Origin of the sequence: Moraxella sp. CTOTU46934, assembly GCF_031979465.1 — a bacterium.
Lineage (GTDB): Bacteria > Pseudomonadota > Gammaproteobacteria > Pseudomonadales > Moraxellaceae > Faucicola > Faucicola tetraodonis.
In genome coordinates, this window is sequence record NZ_DALZEG010000001.1 from 42864 (window position 1) to 58406 (window position 15543).

13 protein-coding genes are annotated in these 15543 nt (G+C 42.7%); 9 read left to right on the forward strand and 4 right to left on the reverse strand.

What is annotated here, in order from left to right:
- Positions 1–4: 4 nt before the first annotated feature.
- Positions 5–571, forward strand: a complete 567-nt coding sequence (ahpC, locus tag RTN07_RS00180) for an alkyl hydroperoxide reductase subunit C (protein ID WP_076774574.1) — start codon at positions 5–7, stop codon at positions 569–571.
- 53 nt (positions 572–624) lie between these two features.
- On the opposite strand, the gene RTN07_RS00185 is transcribed toward ahpC, so the two are convergent.
- A complete protein-coding gene (locus tag RTN07_RS00185; RefSeq protein WP_312174654.1) occupies positions 625–1728 on the reverse strand; it encodes an RNA-guided endonuclease InsQ/TnpB family protein in 1104 nt (367 codons plus the stop codon).
- Between the two features lie 206 nt (positions 1729–1934).
- On the opposite strand from RTN07_RS00185, the gene RTN07_RS00190 reads away from it, so the two are divergent.
- Complete coding sequence (locus RTN07_RS00190) at positions 1935–2288, forward strand: purine-cytosine permease family protein (RefSeq protein WP_312174655.1); 354 nt, start codon at positions 1935–1937, stop codon at positions 2286–2288.
- Positions 2289–2427: 139 nt separating this feature from the next.
- On the opposite strand, the gene RTN07_RS00195 is transcribed toward RTN07_RS00190, so the two are convergent.
- Positions 2428–2652, reverse strand: coding sequence for an HP1242/YdcH family protein (locus RTN07_RS00195; protein WP_065263269.1), 225 nt, complete (start codon positions 2650–2652; stop codon positions 2428–2430).
- Positions 2653–2864: 212 nt separating this feature from the next.
- Complete coding sequence (locus RTN07_RS00200; RefSeq protein ID WP_036598391.1) at positions 2865–3746, reverse strand: IS982 family transposase; 882 nt, start codon at positions 3744–3746, stop codon at positions 2865–2867.
- Positions 3747–3886: 140 nt separating this feature from the next.
- On the opposite strand from RTN07_RS00200, the gene RTN07_RS00205 reads away from it, so the two are divergent.
- The gene (locus tag RTN07_RS00205; protein WP_051500319.1) at positions 3887–5953 is read left to right on the forward strand and encodes an alkyl/aryl-sulfatase; all 2067 of its coding nucleotides are present in this window, start codon (positions 3887–3889) and stop codon (positions 5951–5953) included.
- A 76-nt stretch (positions 5954–6029) separates the two neighbouring features.
- Here the strand turns inward: RTN07_RS00205 and RTN07_RS00210 are convergent, their stop codons facing one another.
- Positions 6030–6920, reverse strand: coding sequence for a competence protein CoiA family protein (locus RTN07_RS00210; RefSeq protein ID WP_036598423.1), 891 nt, complete (start codon positions 6918–6920; stop codon positions 6030–6032).
- A 111-nt stretch (positions 6921–7031) separates the two neighbouring features.
- On the opposite strand from RTN07_RS00210, the gene RTN07_RS00215 reads away from it, so the two are divergent.
- The 6 genes from RTN07_RS00215 to RTN07_RS00240 all read left to right on the forward strand — a co-directional run bounded on the left by RTN07_RS00215 (position 7032) and on the right by RTN07_RS00240 (position 15538).
- A complete protein-coding gene (locus tag RTN07_RS00215) occupies positions 7032–7169 on the forward strand; it encodes a hypothetical protein (RefSeq protein WP_156652230.1) in 138 nt (45 codons plus the stop codon).
- 136 nt (positions 7170–7305) lie between these two features.
- Positions 7306–8889, forward strand: coding sequence for an alkyl hydroperoxide reductase subunit F (gene ahpF, locus RTN07_RS00220; RefSeq protein WP_312174662.1), 1584 nt, complete (start codon positions 7306–7308; stop codon positions 8887–8889).
- Positions 8890–9087: 198 nt separating this feature from the next.
- Entirely contained in the window at positions 9088–9990 is a 903-nt protein-coding gene (locus RTN07_RS00225) for a 3-hydroxyacyl-CoA dehydrogenase (RefSeq protein ID WP_060996297.1), read from the forward strand.
- Positions 9991–10155: 165 nt separating this feature from the next.
- Positions 10156–13104, forward strand: a complete 2949-nt coding sequence (locus tag RTN07_RS00230; protein ID WP_312174664.1) for a hypothetical protein — start codon at positions 10156–10158, stop codon at positions 13102–13104.
- Between the two features lie 108 nt (positions 13105–13212).
- The gene (locus tag RTN07_RS00235; RefSeq protein ID WP_312174665.1) at positions 13213–14316 is read left to right on the forward strand and encodes an RNA-guided endonuclease InsQ/TnpB family protein; all 1104 of its coding nucleotides are present in this window, start codon (positions 13213–13215) and stop codon (positions 14314–14316) included.
- Between the two features lie 118 nt (positions 14317–14434).
- Positions 14435–15538 carry a 4-phosphoerythronate dehydrogenase gene (locus RTN07_RS00240; protein ID WP_312174668.1) on the forward strand — a complete coding sequence of 368 codons (1104 nt, stop codon included), beginning with the start codon at positions 14435–14437 and terminating at the stop codon, positions 15536–15538.
- Positions 15539–15543: the final 5 nt, after the last annotated feature.

A 15543-nucleotide genomic window follows, 5' to 3' on the forward strand; every position in this document is an offset into this window, starting at 1 on the left:
ATCCATGGCTGCAATTATTAACCAAACCATTCCAGAATTCAAAACTCAAGCATATGTGAATGGTGAATTCAAAGAAATATCATCAGATGACGTTAAAGGCAAATGGGCAGTGTTTTTCTTCTACCCACATGACTTTACTTTTGTTTGCCCAACTGAACTTGAAGACATGGCAGACCATTACGAAGAAATCAAAGCATTAGGCGCGGAAGTTTATGCGGTATCGACAGACACCCATTTTGTACACAAAGCATGGGCAGATGCGTCACCTGCAATCGCTAAAGTAAAATACCCAATGCTTGGCGATGGTACTGGTAAAATCACCCGCGGCTTTAACGTGATGATTGAAGAAGACAACGCTGCACTTCGTGGTACTTTCTTGGTAGACCCAGACGGTAAAATCAAAGTGGCAGAAATTCATGACTTAGGTATCGGTCGTTCTGCCAAAGACTTAATCCGTAAAATCCAAGCCGCTCAATACGTGCGTGACAACGACGGTGAAGTATGTCCAGCGGCCTGGGAAAAAGGTAAAGAAACCTTAAAACCAAGCCTAGATTTAGTAGGTAAAATCTAATCTTGATGGTCTAATGTTTCATTGACTGACAATTAGTTGACTTCCTCCCCTTGCTAAAGCAAGGGGATTCCTTCTACAAGACGGTCAAGCCCGACCGCAAGAATGTTCTTACTGGCGTTAATATCTCTATCATGCCGTGTGCCACACGTTGCACAAGTCCATTCTCTTATTCGCAAACCTGCTCTACCTTTCGGACTACTGGACATATCGCCACAGCACGAGCAAGTTTGGGTAGTGTATTTCTCATTCACGATTTCAAAACGGCAACCTGCGTTCTCGCATTTGTAGGTCAGTTGTCGCTTGAGTTCAAACCAACCTGCATCGTAAACCGATTTGGCTAGTTTGCCTTTTTTACTGTTAAATTGGGTGGTTTTAACATCACCCACCACGATTAGGGCATTGTCTTTAACTAGCTGTGTGGTGAATTTGTGGATTAGGTCTTGGCGTGTGTTTTTGATTTTGGCATGGATAGCCTTGACACGCTGTTTATTTTTGGCGCGTTGGGCGATGGCTAATGCTTTGGCATATTTGAGCGTTTGCTTGATTTGTAGTTTATCGCCATTTGAGGCTGTAGCACTGTCTTTTAAACCTAAATCAATACCGACGCTACCAGTTCCACAAGTGGTTTTAGGGTATTCTTTGACGGTGATACAGGCATACCAACGGTTACGACTGTCTTGGACTAACTCGCAAGTGTTAATTTGATATAGGCTAAGGTTGTAGCTGTCCCATAGGTCGATGACTAGCTTTTGTCCTTTGGCTAGGGATAGTTGCAAGGTGGATTTTAAGCCTTTTTTGCCTGTTTGGTGCGTAGCAATATGCTTAATGGCAGATTGTTTAAATGGTAGCCAACCTAGCGATTTACGTTTTGATTTTGGGTTATTGGTTCGCCATGATAGTTTGGCTTTTTTGAATTGGCGACGCGATTTGGCGTGGGTTTCATTGATGGCTTGGATAGTCTGACTGTGTAAGCCTAGCAGTTCACCACTACCTTTGGTATATTCGTTTAAATCATACGCACTAAAGAATTTGCCAGTACGCTTAAGATGCTCGTAGCTTAACGCATTGACATAGTTCCATACGAAATTAACCAAACCACTTAGGCGGTTAAGCTTTGCTGTGTGTTTATCTCGTATGCGTAGCTTGAGTGTTTTCATGCAAATTATTTTAGCAAAATTTATGCAAGCGTTATAGTGTACAAGTTGCCTTATATCCACCGCCTAAAGGCGGTGGTTTTACGGCAACGGCTGATAAAATCAGCTTCTTTGAAGCTTGAGAAAATAACCATGGATAGCGCACCAACCACCCACCAAACTGGCAGTCAGACCACAAGTAGCCATTACGCCTTGCTATGGGCAGGGGCGTGTCGGGTGTTTCGCTGTGGCAAAAACTTCCAGAAAAAGGTTTGGCAATTGGTATTACCCTCATCTGTACCATCGCAGCGATGCTGTTTCAAATGGATAATATCACTGAATTTTTATACTTTTTAGGCTCGGTGTTTGCGCCAATGGCAGCCATTCAAATTGTGGACTTTTTTATTTTAAAAAATACCGGTATCAAACAGCGTTTTAATGTCAAAAATTTGATTGTCTGGGCGATTGGTTTTTGCTTGTACCGTTATTGGCTTGCCCATCCACTCGATATCGGGAATACCTTGCCGGTGATTATGGTAACGATGCTGTTATGCTTCTTGGTTAATGTATTCACAAAAAAATAATGCCGTCCGCCACGCTTAAACCAACTTTTTTCACAGTGGGATTGATTGGTTGATTGAACCATTAGGCTTGCTATCAATAGCAAAAGCCCTGTCACAACGAACAGGGCTTTAATCAATAAAATCGAACTTAGCTTAGAGCTTATTTATGTTTATTGTCTTCTAAGATTTTGTAGATTTCATCTTTTAATTGCAGTTTTTGTTTTTTTAATGCTTCAATTTCGTCATCACGGCTGCCTGCTGCAACAGGATCTTTTTCTAGGTTAATGATTTGAGCATCTAAGTCGTTGTGTTTATCAAATAATTTTTCAAAGTGTTTATCAGAAGTTTTTAGTTTGCTAATAAGTTCGCGATGTTCTGGAAACATAGTCCTTTCCTTTTTTTGGTTGTATGTGAAAAATAATGCAAAGGGGTCAATACATAAGACAAATTTGATTGAGTTGGTATATTGCATTTGTCTTATTAGCATTGTAACGAAAAATTGTAGGGTTGACTATACGCTAATCGTTAACAATTGGTGATAGGGAAAAAGCCACACTATCAATGGATTGAAGTAATTTATGTATTAATACCCCACTCTCAACTTGAAATAAGCAAATCAAACTGAAGAGGCGGGTTACCAAGTTTTTTGTTGAGTACAAAGCACAGATTGTGTGAAAGAATCTTACGAATCAATCGATGAGACAAATGCCATAAATCTCTTGCTCGTACCCTTTGTATATTAAATCGTTCTGATAGCTGACCAATGACTGTTTCAACGATACGGCGGGCTTTCATCAGCCGTCTTACCACAGGTTTGGGTCTATCCTCTTTCATATTAGCTCTGAGTGGCGTTTGTAAATCCACGCCTTGAGCGTCGTAGTACGATGTCAGACTAGGGCTGATATACCCTTTATCAGCGCCAAGTAGCCCATGAATATGAGTGGTGATTTCTGGGGCAACCGCTCTTTCATCAACATTGGCAGGAGCAAAGGTAAAGCCTTTAATCATGCCCGATAAGTTAACAAGCAAATGTCCCTCAAAGCCATAGTATCTCTCTTGCTTAGCCGCACAGTAGCTAAAAGCCGCTAAGTCTTGATAGTTTTTATGCCGATAAGCGCGTCCATAATGACAGACGGGTATCGGAAAGCCATCCATAAAATGGATGTTGTCACGGCCCTCAAGTTCACTGACTTTATCTTGTATCTGCTGTTTGACTTGCCACAGATTGGCGCAGTGCTTTGCGAAGTTAGGGTATGAGCCGATGGCTGGAAACCAGTCTTGCCAATGCTGGGTAAAGTATTGCCAAATTTGTTTGTCTTGATCTAGGTGTAAAAATTCACCGACCATCTCCATGCAAATAACCTCAGGATCACTTAGCTTTGGCGCGTAACCTGCACTTCGCAAGGGTTTGGTGACGACTATTTTGTAATATTGCTCTACCATTAAATAGATATTTATGATAAATTCGTCTATGGGCATCTCACAACTCCATTGTATTCTTGGTCGAAAACAATAGATTAGTGAGGTGCTCTTCTTTTTTCAATCACTTTCGAAGTTGAGAGTGGGGTATTAAATGATCGTAATTAATTTTAACCTGCCATTCATAAAAGGAATTTATTATGGTAATAATCAGCCATAAAAAAAACACAGTTAATAATCTTCGTCATTCAAAAGAGTTGTTATTACTTTGTAGCAGTATGCTACTAATAGCTTGTAGCTCAGCACCTGCGCGTACAGGAACAGTGACTAGTGTAAGCGGTGATAATCGCGCCCCTACGACCGCTACCATCAAAGCTAATAGTCAGGTCGCCAAACAATTAAACCTTAACGATCAGCAAGATTTCACAGACGCGCGTCGCGGACTTATCGCCAGTCCTAAAGATTTGAAAATCCCATCCTCTAAAGACGCCTCGAAGAACGTCTGGAATATGAGTGCTTATGATTTTATAGAAGGTGAGGCTCCTGCTACAGTCAATCCTAGCCTGTGGCGACAAGCTCAGCTCAATAATATTCAAGGACTATTCGAGGTAACACCAGGTATTTATCAAGTTCGCGGTTTTGATTTATCTAACATGACGTTAATCAAAGGCGATAGTGGCTGGATTATTATTGATACGATGACCTCAAAAGAAACCGCGCGCTATGCTTATGACTTCGCTATGCAGCATCTAGCTAAGCGCTATCCGAATACAACCAACGTCAGTGCTATTTTATTTACGCATAGTCATGTTGATCACTTCGGCGGAGTATTAGGCATTGTTAGTCAGCAAGATATTGAGCGTAAGAAAATTCCAATTATTGCACCTGCTGGGTTTATAGAAGAAGCGACCAGCGAAAATATCATTGCTGGTAATGCTATGCTACGCCGCGCCGTTTACATGTACGGCAAAGACTTGGCGCGTGATGAATTCGGTCATATCGATACTGGCTTAGGAAAGAGCCCAGCTTTTGGAGAGGTCAGTATTACCAAGCCTACGGTATTAATTGATCGCACTCCTACTAAACTAAATATAGATGGCGTCAAGTTCGAGTTTCAGTACACGCCTGAGTCAGAAGCTCCAGCAGAACTAACCTTCTATCTACCAGAATACAAGGCTTTTGGCGGTGCAGAATTGGTGTCACGAAATATGCATAATCTGTATACGCTACGCGGTGCAAAGGTACGTGATGCTTTGAAATGGAGCGGTTATATAGAAGAGGCGCGTAATATATTTGGTGATGCCGATATCTATTTCGGTAGTCATCATTGGCCTATGTGGGGGCAAGACAATATTCAGAAATTCTTAAAGCAACAGCGCGATACTTATAAATTTATTCACGATCAGAGCGTGCGCCGTATGAATAAAGGTATGACACCAGGCGAGATCGCTGAAGATATTACTTTGCCTACTAGTTTGTCGCAGGAATTCTATAATCGCGAGTATTATGGCACAGTAAAACATAATGCACGTGCTGTCTACCAAGGTTATTTAGGATGGTACGATGGTAATCCTGCCCATTTAGATCCGTTACCTGATCCACAACGTGCTACCGCTTACGTCGATCTAGCTGGTGGTAGTAATAATGTATTATTAAAAGCGCAAAAAGCCTTTGATGAGGGTAACTATCGCTGGGCCGCTGAGCTATTGAATCATTTGGTATCGGTTGAACCCAAAAACATAGTAGCGCGCGAGCTGCTAGCGCGTAGCTATGATCAATTAGGCTATCAAGCGGAATCAGGACCGTGGCGTGATGTTTATTTGACCGGTGCTTTAGAGTTACGTCAAGGAACATCCAACACCAGCGTGAATCTTGCCGCTACTAAAGACCTATTATTACAAACGCCAGTCTCTAACTTTTTCGATACTTTAGCTGTGCGTTTAAAATCAGAAGATGCAGCTAATAAAGACACTAAGATAGTGATTAATTTTACGGATCTAAATGAAAGCCATCTCTTATGGATTGAGAACTCAGTGCTCCATCATCGTTTAGTTGATGATTCTAAGCCAGTAGAAGAGAAGGTTAATGCTACGTTGAATTTACCTCATGCTATGTTTGTCGATTTATTAGTAGGTGAAACAGATTTTAAAGGTATGTTGTTATCTAAAGAGTCTAAGGTTGACGGTAATCCACTTGGCTTGATAGGCTTCTTTAGATTGTTTGAGAAGCCTAATTCTTCATTTGGTATAGTGTTGCCAGATGAGTAAGGCAGCTTGTTTTCGACTATAACTATTAAGGCCTTGCTAACAGCAAGGCCTTAATAGTTATATATATTTTATTATCTCATTGCTTGGGTGAACTATCCATTTCTTGTAGTCGTTGAAAGACGGTGTCTGAAAATGGTTTGAAGTAATTCCATGACTTATATTTTTGATTGTACTGACCACCGCCTTCGTTACGCCATTGCTTTAGTATCTCAATGACATCATGGTTGTAGGTCACACACTTGATAGACATCATGCCTGAATTAAAGACCCTGACATCTACCCAAGCATGGTTGACGGTAAAGCGATAGATGGTATAGCCTTTATCAAAGCTTCCGTTGCTATTCTCATCAGTACTGCTCTGGCAATTATAAAGAGGCTCAGGTGATGGTGTAGGGGCTATTGTTAATGATTTCGGTGCTGGAAATATCCACTGCTTATTACTGACACAGTCTAGAATATAATCTTTGGCTTCCTCACTTGGCAACTCAATACCTTGTGTGAGGATTTCTCTCAAATCGATCTCAACGGTCTTAATACCTAATTGCTTAATAAAATCTGCTTTATCAGTATCGATGAAAGAAGTCACAGCAACTTCAATAAACATCATTTCTCCGTCAACCGTTGCGACTATATCAGGTCGAATACAGCCAACAGCTTGCTCTTCGATTAGTTGATCAAACTCCCAAGTTTTATCTTCACTATTTTCGTCATCAGGTAGTGATGGTAGTGTTAAATATTTCTCTTCCATAATGACTTGCTTAGCAAACTTGTGTAGGATACTTTCAGGGTGAATCGTGCAGCTTTCTTTATTACTTAGATGCGAGAAGTGATGCTCATTTTTCTCACCTTTACGAGCCACCACAGGTTCCGCGCATTCAAAGCAAAAACACATACAAGCCAGCCCTCGCTCGACTTGCTTAACATTGACGATTTGCTTCTGCTCATTAACAGCAATTGACATAGACATAGTTACCATCCTTTTGTTAGTTGGTTAGGAGTGAGGTAACTATGCGATAAAATTTGATCTTGAAATAGGCTGCTATAGGGATGTTAATAGGGGTTTAATCGGTGCAATTATATGGAAAACAATCACTTAGTAGTATTCAATGAACTGCATGATCAGCTGATGAATTATCCCCGTGATACGCTTTGGGATACGTATTTAAAGATTATCGTCAGCGAGCAGCTAAGAAAAATTGAGTATTCGGAGTATTAATATTTTGTTATATAAAATAATAAACGTTTTGTTTTTTAAAACATAGCTATCAACTTTCTTAGATTGTCAAAGCCTGCAAAAATCACAATAATAAGGTTAACAAAATGACTTACCCAATGACTAGAAGGAAAATGCCATGTTAGATCAAGGTTTATTAGATGCAGTAAAAACTTATAGCGAACGTATGACTCGCCCGATTGAGTTTGTGTTGGGTGAAGGTGAGCATGAACAGCGCGCTGAACTGGTGGATTTTTTGACCCAAATTGCAGGCACTACTGACAAGATTCGTTTGAGTCAACAATTCGATGCCAATCTATCACCGATGAGTTTTAAAATCCGTAGCCAAGACAAAGATACGGGTATCATTTTTAGTGGTATTCCCGGTGGTCACGAGTTTACCTCATTGATTTTGGCTATTTTACAATCAGGTGGCAGTGAGCTCAAACTTGACCCAGGTATTCAAAATATCATTAAGGCGATTAAACAACCGCTAAAATTTGAAACTTTCGTCTCGTTGTCTTGCCACAACTGTCCTGACGTGGTGCAAGCGCTAAACCAATTTGCGTTATTGAATGACAACATCAGCAATGAAATGATTGATGGTGGTGTGTTCCAAGACTTGATTAACGAGCGCAATATCCAAGGCGTACCTGCGGTATATTTAAATGGTAAACCTTTTGCCAATGGTAAAATTGACACTGCCAAACTCATTGAGAAACTGCAACAGCAATATCCAGATTTGATGAGTGGTGCCGCAGCAGCCGAACAGCTTGAGCAGCAAGATGTGACCATCATCGGTGGCGGACCTGCGGGTGTGGCGGCTGCCATTTATGTGGCACGTAAAGGCTTAAAAGTGACCATGGTAGCTGATCGTATCGGTGGGCAAGTGAAAGATACCCAAGATATCGAAAACTTGATTTCAATCCCATTGACCAATGGTAATGAATTATCTGCCAATTTTGTCAAACATATTACCGCTTATAGTATCACGGTCAAAGAAATGGTAAGCGTGACATCCATCACCGAAAATTCTGCACAAATAAATGAGCAAGGCGAGGATAAGCTAACCTACCAAATTACGCTCAATACCGGTGAAAGTTTTAGCACTCGTGCGATTATCGTAGCGACGGGGGCAAAATGGCGTAAGCTTAATATCAAAGGTGAAGACGAAAATATCGGTAGTGGCGTTGCGTATTGTCCGCACTGTGATGGTCCGTTCTTTAAAGGCAAAGACGTGGCAGTTGTGGGCGGTGGTAACTCAGGGATTGAAGCGGCAATTGACTTGGCAGGCATTGTCAAACACGTGACAGTGTTAGAATTTGCTGACACGCTCAAAGCAGACCAAGTATTGATTAATAAAGCCAAAGAGCGCGATAATATCGATATCATGACAAGTGTAGCGAGCCAAGAAGTTAAAGCAACTGATGGTAAAGTCAGTTCGCTAATTTACCAAGACCGTACCACTGGTGAAAACAAAGAATTGCCATTATCTGCTATCTTTGTGCAAATCGGACTGGTGCCAAACTCGGAAGTGGTCAAAGATTTGGTACAGGTGACCAAATTTGGTGAAATTGAAATCAATGAGAAATGCCAAACCAACAAACCCGGAATTTTTGCCTGTGGTGATGTCACTACCGTGCCATTTAAGCAAATTAATATTGCGATGGGCGAAGGTAGTAAAGCGGCACTCAGTGCGTTTGAATACCTCATGTTGCAATAATTTTTTAATTATTTTTCAAAAAAAGCCAAACGTCATAGTTTGGCTTTTTTTTTGGCGGCTAATTTTTTTTGGCGAGTAACTTTTTTTGGCGGCTAATATGGTGTTGCCTTGTCAGTCTATATTGGTGAGGTAGGCATACTACCCAAAATCCGCTACAATAACTTGCCAACTATTAATAGCGATTTAAAGGAATAAATCATGACAACAGCAAATACTTCATCCATCAAGCAGGTTACGGTAGCGGGCGGCGGCGTACTGGGTTCTCAAATCGCCATGCAAAATGCCTTTTTTGGCTTTAACGTCACAATCTTTGATCAAGAACCTGAAAAGGTGAAAGGGCGCATCGCAAAACTCATGCCCATCTACGCCAAATTCTATGACAAAAGCCCAGCACAAGCCCAAGTAATCACCCATGCGATTCGCTATGTGACTGACTTGGGCGAAGCGGTGGCACAGGCTGATTTGGTGATCGAAGCCTTACCAGAAGTCCTCGATATCAAAAATGAATTTTATAAGGCCCTGGCAAAGGTAGCCCCTAGCCACACGATTTTTGCCAGTAACAGCTCAACGTTGATTCCTAGCCAAATGGTCGAGGCTACAGGTCGCCCCGATAAATTTTTGGCGTTACACTTTGCCAACCGTATCTGGGTGAACAACACCGCAGAAGTCATGGGCTCAGCGCATACCGACCCTGCGGTATTTGACAGCATTGTTGCTTATGCCAAAGCCATTGGCATGGTGGCGTTACCACTCAATAAAGAACAGCCTGGCTATATCTTAAATACCCTATTGGTGCCTTTTTTAAATGCCGGTATGCATTTGTATGCCAATGATATTGCCGATCCCCAGACCGTTGACAAAACTTGGATGATTGGCACAGGTGCACCGATGGGACCGTTTGCCATGATGGATATCGTAGGGGTTAATACCATTGTTAATATCAGCCAGCAAAAAGCCAAAACAGGCTCAAAAACTGCCGAGCGATTTATCCAAAAACTGCAAACCGAACTGATTGATAAAGGTCGCACAGGGTTTGAAGTGGGGAAGGGTTTTTATGATTATCCAAACCCGGCTTATAAAGACCCTGATTTTTTAAAATAAGCGTCAAAAAAGTTTATAAGTCAGAATCTAAAAGTCAGTAGATGACAAAAGCCCATTCACCCAAAATGGGCTGGGTTTTTTTATTGCGGCAGCACCCACGGCTAGCACTTGCCAAAGCTAATAATTTACCCCAAAATGATAAAAAATTGTTGCCAAAAAACCCCGATGAAGCCGACCACCGCCCAACAAGTCAACACCTTATTATATTATTTGCAGACCAAGCAGACACCGCCGTTTGAGATACTGTTTTGGGAAAACTTGCAAAAGATTGACTTTGATTATTCAGCCAACAGCCTACAGCGGCTGAGTCGGTTTTTTGCAGCAATGGCAAAACGCCACATTCAGTTGTCACAACTATTGGCAAACCAAAGCGGGCAAGCACTTATAGTAGCGCTCGCCGCTTATATTGCAGACTATTTAGCCAAAACCACCGGGCAAACGATTGCTTGGTATGACTATGACAGGATGTCAGCGCAACTGGCACGGCAAAATAAGTACCCCACCCAGTCACAGTTACCTGCCGATTTTTACGCGTCACTCACCGCGCGCATCGGGCATAAGGTATATTGCCAACCGCTTAAGCTATTACCAGATTTGCTGCAGGGTAAGGATGTGTTGCCACAGTTTATTGCCCAGATGACGCAGACCGTGTATCAGCAATCGCAAGTCAACTTATTGCAATCGCCTGAGGTGGTGTGTCAGGGCTATTTGGCAAAAGTGAAAACAGGCAAACTACAGGATGCCGCTATCGCATTTTCTACCTATCTGGCAGCGGTGAATTTTGATCATAGTCGTGATAGTTTGGTGCAAATTGATGAGGCGTTATCGGCTATTCAGCAGGCGTTTGGGTTTACGCAAGCGGATTATCTGGACTTTTTGCAAGACGCCTCACGTCAAGCATTTTGCTATTTGCTGGGGTTTTATATTGGCGTGACCAGCAGTCGCTTGGCCAATGCGCCCGTGCGCTGGGTATCTTTTGCGCAGATGTATGACAGCTTGGGCGAGGCGTTTGCTAAATGCCTTGAGCATAGTTTTGTACTGCTGTTTGAGGACTGCTATCGCACGCCAATGCTGGTAGTGACCAATCGGTTATTTGGACTTGCTAGCAATTTTCCGACCACCGCTGCTGAGTTTGCCGATATTTTACAACGGCAAAATGCAGGTCACCTAGCAGTTTATCCTTATCAAGACGCTGTGAGCGCTACCGCTGACTTGCCAGCGCCTTGGACGTCAGCCATGCAGGCGGCGGGTGCGTTAGTGGCGTCTGTGCTATCAAGGCTATCACAAGGTGAGCCGATTTTACCTTGTGTGTATCAAGCGCATAGCAGCGACAATACAGGGGATGAATTAACCGCATTTAATCCATCCAATATTGCGCTGTTATCTCCTAGCGATACGGATTTAGATACAGCCACAGATACAGACACAGACACGGTGATTGATAGCCTCTACCAAACGCTGCATCAAAATCCACAATTAGCCCCCATAACCGTTGGCTGTTTTGATAGCTATACCAATTTGCCGATGAGGCGCACTGAAGGGATCGTGATTGAGATATGGGTGTATGACAACCCTCGCTTACAGCTGCAGCTTGTGTTGCCGTATCAGCCCGCGAATGATTGGCACAGTCTAAAAATTTATCCGTTAGTCAGTCATCAAAATGGCGCACAAACAGCGATTACATCCGAACAAGTAGCCGCGTTAACCACTCACTTTTACCAAGCACTGCTAAGCGCACCTTCAACACAAAATACCGCGGTCAAAACGTTGTGGCAAGATGCCTATGTCAATCAACTTGATAGCTGGGTATTGCCGCCCAAAGACCAGCGTATCCAGCAACAAAACACGCAGCTGGTGACGCATTTTGATTTTGCGCTATTGCCGATACTCGATAATCAACCCACTGTGAATATGGCAGCTTTTGACTATACCAGCATTGATTGGCGCGGGTTTGATTTGGCCAAACATATTTTGCAAGCCAGCCACCATGAACAAAGCTATTTGCAGGTATACGTCAGTGATAACTTGATTAAAGATGAACTATATCGGCAAGTAGAAGCGACTGAGGATTTATATCGCTATGGCAAAGTGGTGTGGGGCGTCGTGATAAAATCTGATGCGGCGTTAACCCAGCCTATGTCAGAAGAAGAACGCGACACGCCTTTTACCAACCATCGGATTAGTTGTGCCGACATTTTGTTTGATCCAAGCGGGCAAGCAAGGGTAGAAGACTTGCAAGCCAAGGCAAGTCAATTAATGGATGCGATTGGCACAGTCAATCAGCCGACAAATGCTGCACCGGACGTGGCGTTTTATCAATTACATTGCCAAGACCACACATCTAGGGTATTTAATTTGGCTTATCCAGCCAGTATCGCAGCGACAAACTATCGGATAACTACCAGTTGGATTTGGCGGCGTCATTTGCCCAATGGCATGTTATCAAACAGCATAGTGCCCATTATCATTCATACTAATGCTTACCAAAATAAAGCCGAGCAGGGCGAAATTATGGTATTGCCTAGCCAACTATGGGATAAAGCCTATTATCATTACTGGCTAAGCTTGGCTTATGAGCAATTTGGGCAAGATTATGATTTACTTCCCTATATCCACTGGCAGCAAAAATACGCACAGGATAGCACCGATGCCGCAACCCAAAAGCGGCTATGGCCAAAATTTAAACCCAATCGAGCATCCAATCGAGCACCTAGCCGACAACAAAGTTCAGCTATCGTGTTGTCAGACAAGCTAGAAAACCCCATGTCAGCTACTGCTAAGCAACAGGGCAGTATGCAACAAGCGACTATTCAACAAGCCACTATTCAACAAACGACTGGGCAAAAACTTGCTGATGTAAAGCCAACTTTACAGCCATCAATAGAGTCAACACCACAGGCAGCTCAAACATCACAGACCTCACTGACATCAAAGGCAATGCCGCCATCCGCGCTTTCCAATGAGTTGACGCAGCAACTTATGAATGACAAGCTGCGCTTACAAACCCAATTATCCACCAAAGATACAGCAAAAGATAAAAAACTCCTGGTGATTGCTCTCGGTGGGGTGTTTGTTTTGATTATCATGGTGATACTGGTCAAATTGATGCGATAAATTTGCCCAATTTTTATCACCGTTGCCGTAAAACCACCGACTTGAAGCAGTGGGTATAAGGAAGCTCATGCACTATAATACTTGCATAAATTTTGTTAAAATAATCCAATGAAAACACTCAAGTTACGCATACGAGATAAACATATAGACCAACTGAACCGCCTAAGCGGTTCGGTCAATTTCGTGTGGAATTATGTCAATGATTTGAGTTACAGACACCTACAAAAAACTGGCAAATTCTTTAGTGCTTATGACCTAAACGACTACACCAAAGGTAGCGGTGAGTTACTAGACTTGCATAGTCAGACTATTCAGGCAATCAATGAAACCCATGCCAAAGCTAGAAAACAATTCAAAAAAGCTAAGTTATCATGGCGAACCAACAACCCAACATCAAAGCGTAAAAGCTTGGGTTGGCTACCATTTAAACAATCTGCCATTAAGCATATTGCTACGCACCAAACAGGCAAAAAGGGCTTAAAATCAACCTTGCAACTAAGCCTAGCCAAAGGGCAAAAGCTAGTTATTGATATGTGGGATAGCTACAACCTTAGCCTATACCAAATTAACACTTGTGAGTTAGTCCAAGACAGTCGTAACCGTTGGTATGCGTGTGTCACGGTCAAAGATTACCCCAAACAATCATGTGGAACTGGTAGCGTCGGTATTGATTTAGGTTTAAAAGACAGTGCTACAGCCTCAAATGGCGATAAACTACAAATCAAGCAAACGCTCAAATATGCCAAAGCATTAGCCATCGCCCAACGCGCCAAAAATAAACAGCGTGTCAAGGCTATCCATGCCAAAATCAAAAACACACGCCAAGACCTAATCCACAAATTCACCACACAGCTAGTTAAAGACAATGCCCTAATCGTGGTGGGTGATGTTAAAACCACCCAATTTAACAGTAAAAAAGGCAAACTAGCCAAATCGGTTTACGATGCAGGTTGGTTTGAACTCAAGCGACAACTGACCTACAAATGCGAGAACGCAGGTTGCCGTTTTGAAATCGTGAATGAGAAATACACTACCCAAACTTGCTCGTGCTGTGGCGATATGTCCAGTAGTCCGAAAGGTAGAGCAGGTTTGCGAATAAGAGAATGGACTTGTGCAACGTGTGGCACACGGCATGATAGAGATATTAACGCCAGTAAGAACATTCTTGCGGTCGGGCTTGACCGTCTTGCAGAAGGAATCCCCGAACGATAGGGAGGGGAGGAAGTCAATTGAAAAAAGTCAGCATACACATCAAAAGGTCATAAAAATTTGTTATGCTAACGGTCTGTAAGTTGGATGATGACAACAAAAAGAAAGATAGGGATACAATATGAAAATTATTGCTGATGGCAATATTGCTCATTTAAGCGATTTTTTTAATGAACACACTTTAGGGCGACCCATTGAATTGATTGCGATGGCAGGGCGTGAGATTGACGCGGCTGTGATAGATGAGCATCAGCCTGATATTTTGTTAGTACGTTCCGTCACGCCTGTCAACAAGCTGTTGTTAGACAACAATAAAAGCGTCAAATTTGTTGGTAGTGCCACCATCGGCATCGACCATGTCGATGTGGAGTACCTCGCCAAGCGCGGTATCATTTTTGCCTATGCCGCTGGCTGTAGTAAACACTCGGTTGCACAATATGTGGTGGCAGCGATTGCCAATTTGCGCCCTGACTATTTTTTCAAACCCATCAACCTTGGCATTATTGGGGTGGGCAATATCGGTAATACCCTCGCCCAATATGCGATTTCCTATGGCTGGAATGTGCTGGGCTATGACCCACTCAAACCACCGTCGGTGGTCAACAACGCCAAACTTGAAACTGTGCTGCAAGAAAGCAATGTGATTAGCTTTCACGTGCCACTGACGCATGCGCACAACAGCTCATATCCCACCCATCACGACTATCTGATGACCCAAGCACGTTGGCAAACCGTGTCCGACACTGCCATCATCATCAATACCTCGCGCGGTGAAGTGCTCGGTCGTGATGATATTGTCGCAAGCCCGAATGTGTGTGTACTCGATGTGTTTGAGCACGAGCCCAATATCGATGCAGAGCTGCTCAAAGCCTGTAGTATCGTTACCCCGCATATCGCAGGTTATACCCTAGAAGGCAAACTTAGGGGCACACAGTTTGTCTACAATGCCTTATGCAACTATTTACAGGTTGCCCCAACGGTTGATTTTCATACCTTGATGCCAGTTGAAGTGCCACTGTTTCAAAAAGTGCATAACCCACTCAAAGACCACGAGCGCCACCAACTGCTCAATAAAATTCCTGTGATGTATGATATCAAAGCCGATGACAAGCGTTTACGTAGTGTGGCAAATGCAAACGGTGATATTGAAGGCAAAGACTTCGATAACCTGCGTAAAAATTATCCGCTGCGCCGTGAATGGCAATCATACGTGTTTAAAATTTGATAAAA